This window comes from Micromonospora reichwaldensis, from assembly GCF_031845925.1.
GTDB lineage: Bacteria > Actinomycetota > Actinomycetes > Mycobacteriales > Micromonosporaceae > Micromonospora > Micromonospora reichwaldensis.
Genome location: NZ_JAVRFL010000030.1, coordinates 47698 through 66866, shown reverse-complemented (window position 1 = coordinate 66866; position 19169 = coordinate 47698). Strand labels below are relative to the sequence as shown.

Genomic DNA, 19169 nt, shown 5'->3' with positions numbered 1-19169 from the left:
TGCCCGGCGCGACCCGCCGACGAGCCGCCCGGAAGCGACCGGTGCCACCCTGCGCTTCGGTGAGGAAGGGGCCCTTCCTCTACAGGATGCGTTAAGAAGGTGCCCTTCCTTACACCTGGAACGCCGTCCGGCGCGCGGCGGAGGCCGCTCGGCGCGTGTCGGCCGGACCGGCGGTCGCCCGTGCCGACCGCCCCGACTAACCTCGTGCCCTAGAGAGACGCAGGTCACCCGAGCGACGAGGGAGTACGGCATGAGCGAGGCATTGGCCAATCTGCTGAACGAGACGCGCCAGTTCCCCCCGCCAGCCGAACTCGCCGCGAACGCCAACGTCACCGCCGACGCGTACGCGGACGCGGACGCCGACCGGTTGGCGTTCTGGGAGCGGCAGGCCGGGCGGCTGACCTGGGCGCGGCAGTGGGACCAGGTGCTCGACTGGTCGAAGCCGCCGTTCGCGAAGTGGTTCGTCGGCGGGCAGCTCAACGTGGCGTACAACTGCCTGGACCGGCACGTCGAGGCCGGGCTGGGCGACAAGGTCGCGATCCACTGGGAGGGCGAGCCGGGCGACACCCGGACCATCACGTACGCCGACCTGCACCGGCTGACCTGCCAGGCGGCGAACGCGCTGACCGAGCTGGGCGTCACCGCCGGCGACCGGGTGGCGATCTACCTGCCGATGGTCCCGGAGGCGGCCGTCGCGATGCTGGCCTGCGCCCGGGTCGGCGCCACGCACAGCGTGGTCTTCGGCGGCTTCTCCGCCGACGCGCTGACCAACCGGATCCAGGACGCCAGCGCGAAGGTGGTGATCACCGCCGACGGCGGCTACCGCCGGGGCAAGCCGTCGGCGCTGAAGCCGACCGTGGACGAGGCGGTGGCGAACTGCCCGTCGGTCGAGCACGTGCTGGTGGTGCGCCGCACCGGCGAGGAGGTGGCCTGGTCGGGCAGGGACCGCTGGTGGCACGAGACGGTCGAGACCGCCCCGGCCGAGCACGCCGCGCAGCCGTTCGACGCCGAGCACCCGCTGTTCATCCTCTACACCAGCGGCACCACGGCCCGCCCGAAGGGCATCCTGCACACCACCGGCGGCTACCTGACCCAGACGTCGTACACGCAGCACGCGGTCTTCGACCTGAAGCCGGAGACCGACGTCTACTGGTGCACCGCCGACATCGGCTGGGTGACGGGGCACTCCTACATCGTCTACGGCCCGCTCTCCAACGGCGCCACCCAGGTCATGTACGAGGGCACCCCGGACACCCCGCACAAGGGCCGGTTCTGGGAGATCGTCGACAAGTACAAGGTCAGCATCCTCTACACCGCCCCGACGCTCATCCGCACGATGATGAAGTGGGGCGAGGACATCCCGGCCGGTTACGACCTGTCCTCGCTGCGGCTGCTGGGCAGCGTGGGTGAGCCGATCAACCCCGAGGCGTGGATGTGGTACCGGCAGCACGTCGGCGGGGGTGAGCTGCCCATCGTGGACACCTGGTGGCAGACCGAGACCGGGGCGATCATGATCTCGCCGCTGCCGGGCGTGACGGCGACCAAGCCCGGCTCCGCGATGACGCCGCTGCCCGGGATCGTCGCCGACGTGGTCGACGACCAGGGCCAGTCGGTGCCGAACGGCGGCGGTGGCTACCTGGTGCTGCGCGAGCCGTGGCCGTCGATGCTGCGCACCATCTGGGGCGACGACGACCGGTTCATCGAGACGTACTGGTCGCGCTTCGAGGGCATGTACTTCGCCGGGGACGGGGCGAAGAAGGACGACGACGGGCACATCTGGCTGCTGGGCCGCGTCGACGACGTGATGCTGGTGTCCGGGCACAACATCTCCACCACGGAGGTGGAGTCGGCGCTGGTCTCCCACCCGTCGGTGGCCGAGGCGGCGGTGGTCGGCGCGACCGACCCGACGACCGGGCAGGCCATCGTCGCGTTCGCCATCCCGCGCGGCACCACGGACACGGCGGGCGAGGCCGGCGAGAAGCTCATCGCCGAGCTGCGCAACCACGTGGCGAAGACGCTCGGCCCGATCGCCAAGCCCCGGCAGATCATGCTGGTGCCGGAGCTGCCGAAGACCCGCTCGGGCAAGATCATGCGTCGGCTGCTGCGCGACGTCGCGGAGAACCGCTCGCTCGGCGACGTCACCACGCTCCAGGACTCGTCCGTGATGGACCTGATCTCGTCCGGCATGGGCGGCGGCAAGTCCGACGAGGACTGACGCAGGCGTACGCCCCGATGGGTGGCGGTCCCACGCAGACCGTCACCCATCGTCGTTTCTTACGGGTGTGCGACCGGCCGGATACGTGCTGTCACATCGGTCGGTCGGGTGAGCCGAGTGAAGCTGAACGGTCACAGGGAGAGGTCGACCCCTGTCGTTCCCCTCTTTTCTGTTCTAGGTTCACGCTCGTCGGGTCGGTTCGATGGATGTCGCATCGATGGAGGCCGACCGGCTTCCTCCTCCCCATGCCCGAGAAACGGAGCGGCATGAACAGAAATCCGCAATCCGGGTCGCGTCGACGCCTGCTCGTCGCGCTGCCCGCCATCGCCCTCGCCGCCTCGTCACTGACCGTGACCGGTGGCGCGGCGGCGGCGGAGCCCGGCCCCGCCCGAGCCACGATCGGGGCGGACGAGCACTACATCAACTACGCCGAGCCCGCCGTCCAGCCGGACAGCAGCGGCCGTGAGGTCAAGGGCAAGGGCGGCGTCTACGCCCCGGCGGTCGAAGAGGCGCGCGCCTACGACCGCAAGTACGCCCGCGGCAACCCGGTCGCCGCCGGGCAGCTCGCGAAGCACGAGGCCAAGTCGATCATGACGGGCAAGAGCCCGCGGCAGATCAAGAAGGCCCCGAGCACCCAGACCGCCAAGCTGCTGACCCTGCTGGTGGAGTTCAACGACCAGGCCAACGACGACTTCACCGGCGTCATGGTCCCCCGGACGGTCTTCGAGGACCGGACCTGCGTCCCCGGCACCGTGCAGAACGGGCCGAAGCACAACAAGATCCCGAACCCGGCGAACCTGCCCCACGAGGACAACAACTCGATGTGGGTGCCGGACTTCTCGCCCACCCACTACGACAAGATGCTCTATTCCAAGAAGGGCATCACCGAGCGGGTCCGCAAGGACCTGAAGGGCCCCGACGGCAGGCGCGGCATCGACCTGACCGGCCGCACGATGCACAACATGTACCTGGAGATGTCGAAGGGCGCGTACACGGTCGACGGGCAGGCCAGCCCGTGGATCACCGTGCCGCACTCCGAGGGCTGGTACGCGGCCTCGCGCTGCTTTCAGGACGAGAACGGCAACTGGGTTCCCGGCCGCCAGCAGTCGATGAACGGCCACCCGGACAACCCGCAGGGCGCGGGCCGGCTCGCCACCGACGCGATCGACGCCCTCGCGCAGGCGGACCCGAACTTCCCGTGGGCCGACTACGACATCGAGGACCAGGGCGACCGCGACGGCGACGGCAACCTCTTCGAGCCGGACGGCGTGATCGACCACCTGGTGCTGGTGCACGCCGGGCAGGGCAAGTCCCGCGGCGGCGGCGCCGAGGGCACGTACGCCGTCTGGGCCCACTCGTCGACGGTGACCGGCGGCTACACCATCCCCGGCACCAACCTCCAGGTCTCGAACTACATCGTGCAGCCGGAGGACGCCGGCGTCGGCGTCTTCGCCCACGAGTTCGGCCACGACCTGGGCCTGCCGGACCTCTACGACACCTCCGGCAACGCCGACTCCGACGTCGACTTCTGGGACCTGATGGCCTCGGGCTCGCACTCGGGCGAGATCTTCCAGGCGCTGCCGACGCACATGGGCCTGTGGGACAAGTGGGTGCTCGGCTGGGCCGACCCGCTGACCCTCGCGCCCGGCTCGAACCCGCGTGCCGTCCAGCTCGGCCAGACCTCGCGGACCCCGCGCGGCACCGAGGACGGCATCAAGGTCGACCTGCCGGACAAGGTGATCACGCTGGCGACGCCGCACAGCGGCGCGAACATGTGGTACTCGGGCGCCGACCAGGACTGGGCGGACGTCAAGATCACCCGTCAGGTGGCCGTGCCGGCGGCGGCCGACGCGAAGTTCTGGATGTGGAACAACTTCGTCATCGAGGCCGACTGGGACTACGGTTTCGTCGAGCTCTCCACCGACGGCGGCGCCACCTGGACCGAGCAGAAGGTCTACGACGCGGCCGGCAACCTCGTCACCACGAACGACGGCTACGCCGACCCGAACGGCCGGATGGTGGACTTCGGCAACAAGAAGTACGGCCTCACCGGTGACACGCACGGCTGGCGGCACGACTACGTCGACCTGTCGGCGTACGCCGGACAGACCGTCCAGGTCCGGCTCCGCTACGCCACGGACGAGGCGTTCGCGGAGCGCGGCTGGTTCGCCGACGACTTCTCGGTGACCGGCGGCGGCGCCACCACGTGGAGCGACGACGTCGAGGGCGGGGCCAACGGCTGGACGGCGACCGGCGGCAGCTTCGTCGACACCACCGGCCAGGGCTGGCACATCGACACCGGCACCTCGACCCAGGCGCACTACTACCTGGCCGAGTGGCGCAACTTCGACGGCTTCGACAAGGGCCTCAAGTACACCTACGACACGATCTACTCGCGCGACGCGTGGAAGGTCGACCGGGTCTCCTACAACGCCCCGGGCATGCTGGTCTGGTACCGGGACACGGAGCGGGGCGACGTCAACCACACCACGGCGCAGATGACGGCGCTGCCCAGCTACGGCGCCAAGGGCGGTCTGCTGATCGTCGACTCGCACTTCGACCCGTACCGCCGCAAGGGCGAGGCGGCCGTGAAGGACCCGTCGGTGCTGGACAACCTGCCCAGCCGCCCCCAGTCCGCCAACGCGGCCTTCTCGCTGAAACCCACGTACCCCTTCACGGAGTGCCTGGAGGCGGCGGACGAGCCGTACAGCGAGTACTGCACCAGCTTCGGTCCGCAGGCGCCCGTGAAGGGCTTCACCGACGCGAAGACCTGGTACCCGGGCATCGAGATGCGTGACGGCTCGCCGTACGCGCGGGACAACGACGCCTCCGTGGTCATCCCGTCGAAGGGCAACGCGCCGTACACGACCCGGGTCACCAACCCGGACGGTACGCCGGCGACGTCCTACTACGGGGTCAGCCTGGGCAGCGGCATCGTGCTGGGCACCGGGAACCCCGGCGACCAGGGCGTGTCCTACGGCGTGACCATCACCATCAAGCGCACCGCCCGGGACAACTCGTACGCCACGGTGTACGTCACCCCCGCGAGGAACTGACCCGAGGTCCGGCCGAGCGGAAAAACGGGCGGGGCCCGTCCGGAGAGCACCCGTGCTCCCCGGGCGGGCCCCGCCGCGTGTACACGTCGCCGGCGGTCGTAAAGGCCCGACGGACCACCCGTGGGACGGCCGACGGGCACGCCGCCGCCCACTTTTCCGTTACGCGATCACGCTTATCGAAAAGCGTCTCTTTGTCCCCAGGTGGGGGCGTTCACCCTGCTCACCGTGTTGGTGAACGGCCGGGATGTGACGGTGAAAAGCATTCCCAACAAAACTTTGCAACAAATCGACGCACGCATCTTCCCACCGGTCACACGAGTGTCTATGTTCACCATTGGTCCCACTAGTGGGATCGGTAGCACCGGCCCGTACCCCCGTTGGGCCGGTTCCCTCAAACCGGAGGTACCACGTGCGCAAAGTCGCAGTGGGTCTGCTCGGGCTTTCGCTGACGGCGACGGGACTGGCGTTCGGTTCGTCCGCCACCGCCGCGCCGCAGCCGAAGTTGCCGACGGCCGCTCCGTCGGTCGCCGAGCCAGCCCATGTCGACCACGACCTGCCGAACCCGCTGGAGGACAAGCGTCGCGCCCTGCGCCAGGAGGGCCTGAGCGACGTCCTCTCCGGCCGGGCCAAGCCGCAGAAGGTCAACGGCAGCACGGTCGTCAAGGTCGGCAAGACCCAGGCCGAGGGGGCTGCCGCCCGCTCGACCCGGGCCAACGCCGCCACCCAGACCAAGGACCAGTACGTCGAGCTCTCCCGGGAGAAGACGGACCGGATCTTCGTCATCCTCGCCGAGTTCGGCAACGAGCGGCACCCGAGCTACCCGGACCAGGACACCGACCCGGACACCGCGGGTCCGACCCGGTTCGACGGGCCGCTGCACAACGAGATCCCCCAGCCCAACCGGGCGGTGGACAACTCCACGGTGTGGCAGGCGGACTACAACGCCGACTACTACCGCAAGCTCTACTTCGGCACCAACCCCGGTGACGAGTCGGTGAAGCAGTACTACGAGGCCCAGTCCTCGGGTCGCTACAGCGTCGACGGCACTGTCACCGACTGGGTGAAGGTGAAGTACAACGAGGCCCGTTACGGCCGCTCCGGCGGCTACCCGTGCGCCTCGAACGTCTGCACCAACACCTGGGCACTGGTCCGTGACGCCGCCAACCAGTGGGTCGCCGACCAGAAGGCCGCCGGCCGCACCGACGCCCAGATCGCCGCCGACCTGTCGGCGATGGACCAGTGGGACCGGTACGACCACGACGGCGACGCCAACTTCAACGAGCCGGACGGCTACATCGACCACTTCCAGATCGTCCACTCCGGTGGCGACGAGGCCGACGGTGACCCGCACCAGGGCGAGGACGCCATCTGGAGCCACCGCTGGTACGCCTTCGCGTCCGACCAGGGCTCGACCGGCCCGTCCGGCAACCCGGCCGGCGGCACCCAGATCGGCAACACCGGCATCTGGATCGGCGACTACACCATCCAGCCGGAAAACGGTGGCCGGAGCGTCTTCTACCACGAGTACGCGCACGACCTCGGTCTGCCGGACGACTACAACGTCACCAGTGGTGGGGACAACAACAACGAGCACTGGACCCTGATGGCCCAGAGCCGGCTCGGCGCCAAGACCGACGCCGGCATCGGTGACCGTGGCGGCGACCTCGGCGCGTGGAACAAGCTCCAGCTCGGCTGGCTCGACTACGAGGTGGTCGTCGCGGGGCAGAAGCGGACCATGACCCTCGGCCCGCAGGAGTACAACAGCGACGAGGCGCAGGCCGTCGTCGTGGTGCTCCCGAAGCGTGACTACACGTTCGAGCACGGCGCGCCCTTCGAGGGCAGCAAGCAGTTCTTCTCCGGCAACGCGGACGACCTCAACAGCACGATGACCCGGACCCTGGACTTCACCGGGAAGTCGTCGGCCGCACTGTCGATGAAGGGCCGCTACAACATCGAGGCCGACTACGACTACCTGTTCTTCGAGGCGTCGCTGGACGGCGGCCAGTCCTGGGTGACCCTGCCCGGCACGGCCAACGGCCAGCCGCTCAAGGAGATCTCCGCCGGTCGCTACGCGCTGGACGGCAGCAGCGGCGGCGAGTGGGTCGACGTCAACATCCCCATGGACGTGGCGGCGGGCAAGGTCGCGCAGTTCCGGCTGCGCTACCAGACCGACGGCGGCGTCTCCGAGGGTGGCTTCTACGGTGACGCGATCACCGTGACGGCCGACGGTCAGACCGTCCTCTCCGACGGCGCCGAGACCGGTGCCGCGGGCTGGACGCTCGCCGGCGGCTTCGAGACCGCCGAGAAGAGCTACACCAAGGCGTACGACAACTACTACATCGCGGGCACCCGGCAGTACATCTCGTACGACAAGTACCTGAAGACCGGCCCGTACTTCTTCGGCTACTCGAACACCCGCCCGGACTACGTGGACCACTACGCGTACCAGGAGGGTCTGCTGATCTCCTACTGGAACACCCGCTGGGCGGACAACGACACGTTCGCGCACCCGGGTGAGGGTCGCAACCTGATCATCGACGCGCACCCGCGGCCGATCTACAACCTGACCGGCCAGCCCTGGCGGTCCCGCGTCCAGGTCTACGACGCGCCGTTCAGCCTGAAGAAGGCCGACTCGTTCACGCTGCACCTCAACAGCCAGCCGCAGTACATCCGTGGCCAGGCCGCGCAGCCGCTGTTCGACGACACCCAGCAGTACTGGTTCCCGGAGCTGCCGAACCACGGCGTCAAGCTCCCGGCCACCGGCACCAAGATCAAGGTCCTGGAGAAGGACGGCAACAACACCAAGATCCGCATCTCCTGATCGCTGATCCCGTACCACCAGCACCACACGATGCCCGGGCAGGTCACCTGCCCGGGCATCGCCCTTTCCCGGGCGGTCCCCGCCACCGGTGGGGTCGGCGTCGGGGGCGACCGGCGTCGGGGTCCTAGGCTGTCTGCCATGACCGAGCAGCGCGGCGGGCCCGTCGACGAGTCCTGCGTCCTCACCGAGGGGCCGTGGACGCACCGGTTCGTCGGCGCCAACGGCAGTCGCTTCCACGTGGTGGAGGCCGGCACCGGTCCGATGGTGCTCTTCCTGCACGGCTTCCCCGAGCACTGGTGGGCCTGGCACGAGATGCTGCCGGCGATCGCCGACGCCGGCTTCCGGGCCGTCGCGGTCGACCTGCGTGGCTACGGCGCCAGCGACAAGCCGCCCCGGGGGTACGACGGCTACACCCTCGCGGCCGACGTCGCCGGCCTGATCCGGGCCCTCGGCGAGCGCTCCGCCACCGTGGTGGGCACCGGCGTCGGCGGCATGATCGCGTGGACGGTGGCCTCGTTCCACCCGTCGCTGGTCCGCCGGCTGGTGGTGCTCGGCGCCCCCCACCCGCTCCGGCTGCGGGCCGCCATCTTCGCCGACCCGCGCGGGCAGTTCGCCGCCGCCACGCCCACCCTGAAGTTCCAGCTACCCCGCTACGAGCACGTGCTGACCCGCGACGACGCGGCGGCCGTCGAGGAGATGCTGCGCCGCTGGGGCGGGCCGCGCTGGGTCGACGGGCCGGGCTTCGAGGCGTACGCCCGGCGGTGCCGGGAGGCCATGCGCATCCCGCAGGCGGCGTTCTGCGCCCTGGAGGGCTACCGCTGGGCGTTCCGCTCGGTGCTCCGCCTGCACGGCTACCGCTTCGTCCGGCTGATGCAGAAGCCGCTCGTCACGCCGACCCTCCAGCTGCACGGCGCGCTCGACGAGGCCTCTCTGCCGCGTACCGCCCAGGGCTCCGGCCGGTACGTGGTGGCACCCTACGAGTGGCGGCTCCTGGACGACATCGGGCACTTCCCGCACGTGGAGGCCGGCGACCTGGTGCTGGGCGAGGTCCTGCGCTGGGCGAAGTCCTGAGTCAGACCCGCTGCTCGCGCAGGTCCGCGACCTGCACGGCGGGCGCCCAGCCCTGGTAGACGCCGAAGTCGAAGACCTCCAGCCCCATCGCCCGGGCCACCGGCCAGCGTCCGCCCGTGTACTCCACCCGCAGCCAGCCGTCGTGCTCGCCGAGGACGATGAACGGCTGCCCCTGCCAGGTGCAGGTGGTCCGCACGTACGCCAGGTCGTCGAGCTCGGTGGCGGGCAGCACCCGGACGTAGCGGCCGGGGCGGATCTCCTCGAAGCCCTCGCCCGGCTCCGGCTGGTAGAGCCGGACGTCGTCGCCGTCCGGGCTCGCCTGGTACTCCCGGCCCTTCCAGCGGGCCACGTAGCCGTCGCGCGTCACTGCTCACCGACCTGTCGCCACCGCAGCGCGTCCGTGTCGAGGATGGCGACCACCCGTTCGGTGCCGTCCGCGCCGATCCGCCACAGCTGCGCGCCGTGCGGCAGCCGGGCGCTGTCCACCTTGAACTCCGCCACCACGTCGCTGCTCTCGCCCGGCGCGAACCCGTTGCCCCGGAACGGCGGGCGCTCGATGACCCAACCCTCCATGGCCCGCATGGCGGCCTCGTTCTGCCCGCCGTACGGGATCCGGTAGAGGCTCGGCCGGTGCGCGGGCCAGCGCAGCACGTAGATCTCCCCGGCGTCCCGGGCGAAGGGGGAATCCGGGTAGCCCAGGCCGAGCGCGTCGTGCAGCTGCGCCGGGGTGCTGAGGTGGGCCAGCTCGCCGGCCCGGTGCACGAAGCCGGAGACCCGGTCGTAGCCCCGCTCCAGGTAGTACGCGAGCTGGCTGGGGGCGACCGCCTTCTGCATCACGATCGGGCGCGCCGGGTCGGGCGCGGGCGGGGCGTAGCGGGGGCGGCTCACCGGTTCCTCGGCGGCGGGCGGCTCGGTGTCGGTGTCGTCGCCGAGTCCCACCTCCGCCGCCCAGTTGGCCAGCCCGACGATCTGCTCACCGGGCAGCTTCGCCCCGACGGGGGTGCCCGGGTTGACCGCGAACGACCAGGACTCGTCCGGCCAGCGGCGGATCAACTGGACGAACTTCACCTCGATGGTCTCGACGGTCGCGTCGGTGTGGTCGGCCAGCCGCTCCGGCGAGGTGTGCACCACCACGAACGTCTCGCCGTCGAGTTCCTCCGTACGCCAGACGAAGCCGGGCTCGCCGGGCCGGCTGCCCGGCGCGGAGTCTGCCGCCACCGGCAGCAGCACGCGGGCCAGCAGCAGGGTGGACAGGAAGGTGTCGGTACTGCCGGCGCCGGCGGCGTCGAGCAGGTTCTCCTCGACCTCGTTGGCCGGCTCGAAGCCGACCGGCACGGGACCGGCACCCGATGACACGTCCGCGCTCCCGGTCAGGGGAGCGGTGACCGGCTCACCGGCGACCGGCGGACCGGGGTCCTCCGCCGGCCCGGCGTCGGGAACGCCGGCGTCGGTCGCGGCCCCCTGCCCGGTGGCGCCGTCCGTCGTTGGTGCGGGCGCGGCGACGCTGGTCGGCACCGTCGGGTCCCCGGACCACGCGCCGACGGGCGGCCCGGATCCGAGGGACACGGTCGCGTCCCCGGGCCACGCCGCGTCGGCAGGCGGCGCTGGATCGAGGGACACGGTCGGGTCCAGAGACACGGTCGCGTCACCCGACACGACCGGCTGCGTCCGATCGAGGGACACGGTCGAATCCAGAGACACGGTCGCATCGCCCGACCCCGACGACACCACCGGCTGCGTCCGATCCAGGGACACGGTCGGATCCAGAGACACGGTCGCGTCTCCCGACACGACCGGTTGCGTCCGATCGAGAGACACCGTCGGATCCAGAGACACCGTCGCGTCGCTCGACCCCGACGACACCACCGGCTGCGTCCGATCGAGGGACACGGTCGGATCCAGGGACGCGGTGGCGTCGCCGGACCACGACGGGGCGGCGGACCGCGCGGTGTCGGCGGGCGACGACGGGTGGGCGGGCGCGGGCGCGGGCGGTGCGGGGTCGGCGGTGGCGGCGGTCACCGGTTCCCGGCGGCGCCGGACCGGCTCGAACAGCGAGACGGTCTCCTCGGCGGGCGGGGCCTGCTCGGGGGCAGGCGGTCCGGTGAGGTCCCGCGACTCGATGACGGTGCCCTCGATGACGATGGGCGTGAACCCGCGTCGAGGGGCGGGTGGACCGGAGACCGGTTCCGCGTCCGCCGCCGGCTCCGGCCCGACCGGCTCGGAGGTGGCCTGCCGTCGCGGCAGCGCCTGCGTGAGGTCCTCGGCCGGCTGCGGTCGGTCCGCGCCGTACGCCGGTGGTGGCAGCCCGGGATCCGGGGCGGGGGCCCGGAGGTCCCGGGTGGCGTCCTCGCCGGGTCCGCGCGGCGGCAGCACCTGCGTGGCCTCGCCCCCGGGCATCGCGAAGGCCCGGGTGGGCTCGCCGCCGGGCGCCGGAAAGGCGTGGGTCGGCTCCCCGCCGGGCGCCGTGAAGGCGTGGGTCGGCTCACCGGCAGGCGTCGTGAAGGCGTGGGTCGGCTCCGCAGTCGGCGCCGCGAAGGCGCGGGTCGGCTCACCGGCAGGCGTCGTGAAGGCGTGGGTCGGCTCCGCAGTCGGCGCCGTGAAGGCGCGGGTCGGCTCACCGGCGGGCGCCGTGAAGGCGTGGGTCGGTTCCGCTCCGGGCGGGGCGCTCGGGATCGGGTGGGTCGCCTCCCCCGGTACCGGCTCCCCGATCGGCCGGCGGCGGGGGAACGGCTGGCTGCCGGGTGCGAGGCGGGACGGCGGAGCCGCCCGCTCGCCCGAACGCAGCGCCTCCTGCCGGTAGGCGGCGGCGCGACCGGAGGCCGGCTCGAAGAACGACCGGTTCGGCCGCTCCGGGGTCTCCCCGGCCGGGCGACCGTTGGTCGACGGCGAGGGGTGGGCGTCGGGCGTCGGCAGGCCCCTCGGGCGCTCGGTGAGCGGCGGCGGGAGCCGGTCGGGGGCCGCCACGGCGTCGAACCGGGCGGGTCCGCCGGCCGTCGGGTCGCCACGCCGCGCATCCAGGTGGTCCGCCGGGGGCATGGGCGGGGCGAGCGGGTGGGCGGAGCCGGGTCGGGCGGGTGCGGGGATCCGGCCGGTGGCCGACGCGGCCGTGGGCTCGGGCCGGAGCGTGCCGTCGGGCCGGGCCACACCGGTGGTCGGCCCGGTCGCCGGCCCGCCCGACGTGTCCTGACCGGCGGCCTGGGCGCGCGCCCGGGCAGCCGTCTCCACGCGTTCCAGCCGGGCCCGCGCACCCATGGTGCGGCCGGGCAGCCGGACGTCGCCCCGGGAGAGCTGGGCGACGAACCAGGCCGGCAGGTAGCCCTCGATGGGCAGCCCGGGATTGACCGCCAGCCACCACTCGTGGTTGGGCCAGCTGTCGGACAGATCGGCGTACGAGATACGCCGGACGGCACCGCCGTGCTCGCCGAGACAGGCGCGCACCGCCGCTCCGGAGGTGAACGCGAGCACGTGGGTACGGCCACCTGTGCTCCAGGTGCCCCAGCCCACCGGCGCCGTCCCCGCGAGTGCCTCGGCGGAGACCGGCAGCAGCAGTTCGGTCCGGGCCAGGACGCGGAAGTAGAGCTGTTGGTCGTTGGCGCGTAGCGCGTCCCGCATCGCCGCTTCGGCGTCGGTGGCCGGCTCCCACTCGGTCACGGCCACCCCTCCTCCCGCGAACAGGCCATAGGTATCGCGTACAACCTACAAGGTAGAAGCAAGATCACAATCGCTGGCCGGCGGCGGTGCGCCCGGGGCCGCCACAAGCGCTAACATCCCGTTCCGGAGTCGACACGATACGGAGGCGGTCGATGTCCCGGTCCCCCTCACGCCCGCTCCTCGCCGCCCTCACGACGGCGGTACTGACCGCCGTCCCGGCCACCCCCACGATCGCCGGCCGCCAGGCCGGGCCCGCCCCCGGCCCGGTGCCGGCCGGCTGGTCCGCATCCGCGCCGACCGCCGCGCGTGCGGCCCCCGGCTGCGCCTCGCCCCTCGCCCCGGTTCGGCCGGTGTCCGCGCGCCCCTGGCCCCAGCAGCGGTACGCCCCGGAGCGGCTGGCACCGCTCGCCACCGGCGCCGGGGTGACGGTGGCGGTGGTCGACTCGGGGGTGGACCGGCGGCACCCGCAGTTGGCCGGCCGGGTGCTCGACGGCACCGACCTGCTCGACCCGGGCGGCGACGGCAGCCGGGACTGCGCCGGCCACGGCACCGGCGTGGCGAGCATCATCGCCGCCGCCCCCCGCGACGGGACGGCGTTCCGTGGGCTGGCCCCGGGCGCCCGGATCCTGCCGGTACGGGTCAGCGAGCAGCAGGTGGTCGAGGGGCGGGAGTCGGGGCGCACGGTCAGCGCCGGGGACTTCGCCCGCGCCGTCCGCTGGGCGGTCGACCACGACGCCGACGTGCTCAACCTCTCCGTCGTCCTGTACGCGGACGACCCGGCGGTGCGGGCCGCGATCGGCTACGCGGTCGACCGGGACGTGGTCGTGGTGGCCGCCGCCGGGAACCTGCACGACGGCGGTGACCCCCGGCCCTACCCGGCCGCGTACGACGGGGTGCTCGGGGTGGGCGCGATCGGGGCGGACGGGGGACGGGCACCGTTCTCCCAGACCGGCCCGTACGTCGACCTGGTCGCCCCGGGCAGCGACGTGCTGATGGCCGCCCCCGGCGAGGGCCACCACCGGGCCGAGGGCACCAGCTACGCGGCGCCCTTCGTGACGGCCACCGCCGCGCTGCTGCGCCAGTACCGGCCGGAGCTGACCGCGGCGCAGGTGGCGCAGCGGATCGTGGCGACCGCCGATCCTGCCCCGGGCGACGGTCGGGGCGGCGGGTACGGCGCGGGGGTGCTGAACCCGTACCGGGCGGTCACCGAGACCGGGGGAACGTCGGAGCGGGCGCGCCAGGTCAGCGCGCTCGCGGACGACCGGGCCGAACCGGCGGTGCTGGCGCAGCGGGCCCGCCGGGCGACGGCCCGGGACCGGGCGCTGCTGGTGGCGGGGGCCAGCGGGGCGGTGGTGGCCCTGGCGGCGCTGCTGGCGCTCGTCGTGCCGCGCGGGGCCCGCCGCCGGTGGAGGCCGGCCGACCCTGTGTGAACCCGGCCGGCGGTCTGCGCCCGTCGCCCCGCCTGACCCGGCCGGCGGTCTGCGGCCGTCGCGTCCGGGCGTCCCCCGGCGGTCGCGCTGCCGGAAACGGCCGATGGTGGCGCCGACCGGCTCGCGATCGACGCCACCACCGGGCGGGGCCTACTGGAACAGGCCGACGTTCTTCTTCTCCGTGTCGAGGTAGTCGGCGGCGGAGTCGTCCACCGCGAGCTTGATGTCGCGCAGCATGACCTGGAGGTCCTGCGAGGCCGACCGCCAGCGGCGCTGCCGCTGCTCGTAGGCCTGGAGGGCCTCGCCGGACCAGCTCGCCACGAGCGGGGCGGCGTCCCGTTCGAGCTGCCCGAGCTGCGAGTCGAGCGCGTTCAGCGCCTTCTGGATGTCCGCGCTCGCCTGTTGCAGGGCGGCGAAGTTGACGACCAGTACACCGTCCATCGGATGTCTCCTCCCCCGAGACCGGGTCAGAGCGGCAGCTGGATGCCGCCGCGGTTGGTGGTGGACACCCGGCTGGCGGCCTCGGCGTCCGAGACGTCGTAGTGCCGGCCGGCCGTGCGGACGGCGCCGGCGGTCTCCCGCAGCGCCCGCTGAAGCGCCGCCTGGTCCTGTGCCCACTGCTGCTTGACCTGCTCGAACGAGCGCCCACCGGCACCGCGCCAGGCCTGCTGCAACACCTCCAACTCGGCCATCAGGCTGCTCAGCATGGACTGCAGGGACTGGTCGACCTGCTCGAACTTCGCGGCGGTCTGCTGCATCACCGCTGCTTCTGCCTGGGTCTGGGACACCCGGGACGTCACCTCGTCTCCTCGGTCGTGGCTGGCCGTGGGCGCACCCGCCCACCGGGCGCGCCGCTCGCGCCGCCCGGACGTCGAGCGTGGCGGGCGCGGGGTCAGCGAAACTCGTCGCTGACGGTAGCGGCACCGTCGCGGTTCTGCTACCCCGTGGCCATCCGCTGTGGACGACCGCGGCCCCCATCCCGCCGGATGCTCCCCTTACGATGGGCGGCGTCGATGTCGCGGCGAGTGACCGGTCGAGGAGGCGCGGTGACGGTGACCACCGGCCCGGGCCCGCACCGGCCGGCCCCGGGCCACGATCCCCGCCCGACCGCCGCGCCCGTCGTGCCGGCGCCGCCCGGGGCGGCCGGCCTGGCTGGCCCGACCGGCCTGGCTGGCGCGCCGGCAACCCCGGCCGCTCTGCCGCCGTCGCGGCAGCCGGCCGGCCGGCGGAGGGGCGCCGGCGTCCGGGCCGGTCAGGTCGTCGCCACGCAGGTGGCGGTGGCCGCCGTGGCCGCCGCCGCCGGCCGGGGCGCGCTGGTGACGTTGGCCGCCGTGGGGGTGGCCGTGCTGCTGCTGCCCCTGGCCTGGGTGCGGCTGCGGGGGCGGTGGCTCTTCGAGTGGCTGGCCACGGGCCTGGGCTACGCCACCCGCCGCCGTGCCCTGCCGCCGGCCGCGGACCCGGCGGCCCTGCTGGACCTCGTCGACCCGGGCGCGGTCGTGCGTCCCGCCGAGCTGGCCGGCACGCCGGCCGCCGTGCTGGACGACGCCGCCGGCATGGTGGCCGTACTGGAGATCGGCGATCCGGCCGACCTGCTCGGCGACGCTCCCCGCGCGCTGCCCGCCCCGGCGTCCCTGCTGCCGGCCGCCGCGCCGGACGGCCCCCCGGTGCGGCTCCAGCTCCTGCTGACGGGCTCTCCGGCGCCGACCGTCGGCGCGGGTGGCGGCGCGGTCGCCACCTCGTACCGCCAGCTCACCGACGGGCGGCTCGCCGGCCGGGAACGGGCCGTGCTCGCCGTGCGGGTGCTGCGGGCCGAGGGTTGGACGGGAGAGGAGCTGCGGCGGGCGCTCGCCGGAACGGTGCGCCGCATCGCGCGCCGGGTCGGGCCCGTCACCGCCCGCCCGCTGGGCGAGCACGCGACGCTGCGGGTACTGGCGGAGCTGGCCCACCACGACGACCATCCCGCGCAGGAGTCCTGGCAGGCGGTCCGGGCGGGCGACCTGCTCCAGACCACGTTCCGGCTGCGCCGCTGGCCCGACCCGCGTACCGACGCCGGCCGGCGGCTGGTGACCCGGCTGCTCGCGCTGCCCGCGACGGCGACGACCGTCTCGCTCGGCGTCGGGCCGTGGGCCGGCGCCGACCCCGCGGCGGCGCCGACCGGGCTGGCCGTACGGCTGGCCGCCGCCACCCCGGCGGAGCTCTCGATCGCGGCGCAGGCGCTACGCCGGCTGGTGGCCGAGGTGGGCGGCGAGGTGCACCGGCTCGACGGCGCGCAGCTCGACGGGTTGGCCGGCACGCTGCCGCTCGCGGCGGCGGGCGCGGCGGGTCCGGGTCCGGCGCCCGACGGTCTGGAGCTGACCCTCGGCGAGGCGGGGCTGATGGTCGGCACGAACCGGCACGGCGGCGCGGTGACCGTCCGGCTGTTCCGGCCGGAGAGCACCCGCGTGATGCTGGTCGGCGGGATACGCGCGGCGCAGCTGGTGGCGGTGCGGGCCATGGCGCTCGGGGCCAGGGTGGTGGTACAGACCGCCCGCCCGCGCGGGTGGGAACCGTTCGTCCGGGGCGTCGGCACCCCCGGCGCGATGATCCCGGTGGTGCCGCCGGGCCGTCCGGTGGGCGAGCCGGGGTCGCCGCTGCGCCCGCTGCTGGTGGTGGTCGACGCCGGTCCCACGCCCGCCGAGCCGGAGCCGGCGTCCCCGTGGCGGACCACGCTGCTGGTGCGCGACGAGTTGACCCCCGCCGACGCCGACGCGTTGGGCCGTGCCGACCTGGCCGTGCTGCAACCGCTCGACCCGGCCGAGGCCGCCGTGGCGGGCGCCGCGCTGGGCCTCGGCGGGTCGGCGGAGTGGCTGACCCGGATCCGGGACGACATGGTCGCGGTGGTGAACCGGCGGGCGCTGCGCTGGGCGCTGCTCTCCCCCACCCCGATCGAGTCGCAGCTGATCGGCCGCCCGTCCCGCCGCTGAGCGGGGCGACGGTCACGGCTTCCGCAGCTTGTCCGTCCGTGGCACGATCCGGCCATGGGTTTCCTCAAAGGGCTGCTGATCCGGCTGGGCAGCACGGCGCTGGCCTTCTGGCTGGCCACGCTGCTCATCCCGGGCATCACGCTGGAGTCGGCGTCCGCCGGCGAGACGGTCGTCACGCTGGTCCTCGTCGCGGTGATCTTCGGCGTGGTCAACGCGGTGCTCCAGCCGATCATCAAGACCGTCGGCTGCGGCTTCTACCTGCTGACCCTCGGGTTGATCGCGCTGGTGGTCAACGGGCTGCTGTTCCTGCTCACGAGCTGGATCGCCGACCAGGCCGGGCTTCCCTTCCACGTCGACGGCTTCTGGCCGGAGGCGGTGCTCGGCGCGCTGTTCGTCGGCATCGTCACCTGGATCCTCGGGGCCGTCCTGGACCGGGACTGACCCGCTTCGACCAGGGGGAGGTGGGCGGGCGGGCCGACCAGTGGGCGGGAATTGGCCGCTGATCGGGCCGGGTGGCCGGGTTAGCGTCGCGGCATGTTCACCCTGACCCGCGACGACGGCTACCTGCTCAGCACCGACCCGGCCCGGATCGACCTGGGCCTGGTGCACCACTGGCTCTGCACCGACGCGTACTGGGCGCTCGGGCGGGACCGGGAGACGGTGGCGCGGGCGTTCGCCGGGTCGGTGCCGTTCGGCGTCTACCGGCCGGGTGACGGCCGCCAGGTCGCGGTCGCCCGGGTGGTCACCGACCACGCCACCTTCGCCTGGCTCTGCGACGTCTACGTCGACCCCGGCGAGCGCGGCCGGGGACTGGGCACCTGGCTGGCCGGGGCGGTCCGCGACCACCTCGCCGAGCTGGGCGTACGCCGGATCCTGCTGGCCACCGCCGACGCCCACGCGGTGTACGCCAAGGTCGGGTTCGCCCCGATGACCGATCCGCACCGCTGGATGCAGCTCGACCAGCGGAACCAGCCGGTGAGTCCGATCACCGGAAAGGAACCGGGCGGCCTCCCGGCCCTTACGGTGGAAACGTGACGCCACTCCGCCTCGGCTACCTCTACGGCTTCGTCGCGTACCTGCTCTGGGGGTTCTTCCCGCTCTACCTGCGGCTGATGCGCCCGGCGGGGCCGCTGGAGATCCTGGCCCACCGCATCGTCTGGTCGGTGGTGTTCGTCGCCCTGCTGCTGGCGGCGATGCGCAACGTCGGTTTCCTGCGGGCACTGCTGCGCCGGCCCCGGGCGCTGGCCGGCATCGGCGTCGCCGCCGCGCTGATCGCGGTGAACTGGGGCACCTACATCTACGGCGTGACCTCCGACCGGGTGGTGGAGACCGCTCTCGGCTACTTCATCAACCCGCTGGTGGTGGTGCTGCTGGGCGTCACCGTGCTGCGCGAGCGGCTGCGGCCCACGCAGTGGGTGGCGCTCGGCATCGGCGGGCTGGCCGTGGCCGTGCTGACCGTCGACTACGGCCGGCTGCCGTACCTGGCGCTGGTGCTGGCGTTCAGCTTCGCCGGGTACGGCCTGGCCAAGAAGCAGCTCGGGCTGCCCGCCGCCGAGGGGCTCTTCGTCGAGTCGGCGGTGCTGGCGCTGCCCGCGCTGGCGTACGTGGGTTGGCTCGCCGCCGCCGGCGAGGGCACGTTCGGGCAGGTGTCGGTCGGGCACACCCTGCTGCTGGTGTCGGCGGGGGCGGCGACCGCGATCCCGCTGCTGCTCTTCGCCGGGGCGGCGAACCGGCTGCCGCTGACCGGTCTCGGCATGATCCAGTACCTCGCCCCGATCCTCCAGCTCGGCTGCGGGGTGCTGATCTTCCACGAGCCGATGCCGCCGGCCCGGATCGCCGGCTTCGCCCTGGTCTGGGCCGCGCTGATCGTCTTCACCGTCGACGCCGTCCGCAACTCCCGCCGTACCCGCGCCGCCACCCTCGCCGCCCGCCGGGCCGAGGCCGTCGCCGCGCCCCGCTGAT

The 19169-nt window shown here is 73.2% G+C and carries 13 protein-coding genes; 9 read left to right on the top strand and 4 right to left on the bottom strand.

The window, feature by feature from the left end; genetic code table 11:
- Nucleotides 1-250 precede the first annotated feature (250 nt).
- The 4 genes from acs (at nt 251) to RM555_RS22910 (ending at nt 9163) form a co-directional block, all read left to right on the top strand.
- On the top strand, nt 251-2215 hold the full coding sequence (acs, locus tag RM555_RS22925; RefSeq protein ID WP_311413666.1) for an acetate--CoA ligase: 1965 nt from the start codon (nt 251-253) through the stop codon (nt 2213-2215).
- 266 nt (nt 2216-2481) lie between these two features.
- Nucleotides 2482-5271 (top strand): immune inhibitor A domain-containing protein, encoded by a 2790-nt coding sequence (locus RM555_RS22920; protein WP_311413665.1) that lies wholly within the window; start codon nt 2482-2484, stop codon nt 5269-5271.
- A 424-nt stretch (nt 5272-5695) separates the two neighbouring features.
- Nucleotides 5696-8092, top strand: a complete 2397-nt coding sequence (locus tag RM555_RS22915) for an immune inhibitor A domain-containing protein (protein WP_311413684.1) — start codon at nt 5696-5698, stop codon at nt 8090-8092.
- Nucleotides 8093-8230: 138 nt separating this feature from the next.
- Entirely contained in the window at nt 8231-9163 is a 933-nt protein-coding gene (locus RM555_RS22910) for an alpha/beta fold hydrolase (protein ID WP_311413664.1), read from the top strand.
- A 1-nt stretch (nt 9164) separates the two neighbouring features.
- Here RM555_RS22910 and RM555_RS22905 read toward each other — a convergent pair whose 3' ends face one another.
- Together RM555_RS22905 and RM555_RS22900 are read right to left on the bottom strand one after the other, a co-directional pair.
- On the bottom strand, nt 9165-9530 hold the full coding sequence (locus RM555_RS22905; protein WP_311413663.1) for a hypothetical protein: 366 nt from the start codon (nt 9528-9530) through the stop codon (nt 9165-9167).
- Nucleotides 9527-12814: an SseB family protein gene (locus RM555_RS22900; protein ID WP_311413662.1), complete on the bottom strand. Its 3288-nt coding sequence runs from the start codon at nt 12812-12814 to the stop codon at nt 9527-9529. Before RM555_RS22900 ends, RM555_RS22905 begins: the two co-directional genes overlap by 4 nt.
- A 152-nt stretch (nt 12815-12966) precedes the next feature.
- Between RM555_RS22900 and mycP the strand changes: the two genes are divergently transcribed.
- Complete coding sequence (mycP, locus tag RM555_RS22895) at nt 12967-14244, top strand: type VII secretion-associated serine protease mycosin (RefSeq protein WP_311413661.1); 1278 nt, start codon at nt 12967-12969, stop codon at nt 14242-14244.
- Nucleotides 14245-14394: 150 nt separating this feature from the next.
- Here the strand turns inward: mycP and RM555_RS22890 are convergent, their stop codons facing one another.
- A complete protein-coding gene (locus RM555_RS22890) occupies nt 14395-14685 on the bottom strand; it encodes a WXG100 family type VII secretion target (RefSeq protein ID WP_132232078.1) in 291 nt (96 codons plus the stop codon).
- A gap of 26 nt (nt 14686-14711) precedes the next feature.
- Nucleotides 14712-15032: a WXG100 family type VII secretion target gene (locus RM555_RS22885; protein WP_132232452.1), complete on the bottom strand. Its 321-nt coding sequence runs from the start codon at nt 15030-15032 to the stop codon at nt 14712-14714.
- 225 nt (nt 15033-15257) lie between these two features.
- Between RM555_RS22885 and eccE the strand changes: the two genes are divergently transcribed.
- From eccE to rarD, 4 genes are all read left to right on the top strand, one after another.
- On the top strand, nt 15258-17207 hold the full coding sequence (gene eccE, locus RM555_RS22880) for a type VII secretion protein EccE (protein ID WP_311413660.1): 1950 nt from the start codon (nt 15258-15260) through the stop codon (nt 17205-17207).
- 54 nt (nt 17208-17261) lie between these two features.
- On the top strand, nt 17262-17648 hold the full coding sequence (locus RM555_RS22875) for a phage holin family protein (RefSeq protein WP_151457240.1): 387 nt from the start codon (nt 17262-17264) through the stop codon (nt 17646-17648).
- Between the two features lie 93 nt (nt 17649-17741).
- Entirely contained in the window at nt 17742-18242 is a 501-nt protein-coding gene (locus tag RM555_RS22870; protein ID WP_311413659.1) for a GNAT family N-acetyltransferase, read from the top strand.
- Nucleotides 18239-19168 carry an EamA family transporter RarD gene (gene rarD / locus RM555_RS22865; protein WP_311413658.1) on the top strand — a complete coding sequence of 310 codons (930 nt, stop codon included), beginning with the start codon at nt 18239-18241 and terminating at the stop codon, nt 19166-19168. Before RM555_RS22870 ends, rarD begins: the two co-directional genes overlap by 4 nt.
- The last annotated feature ends 1 nt before the right edge of the window (nt 19169 follow it).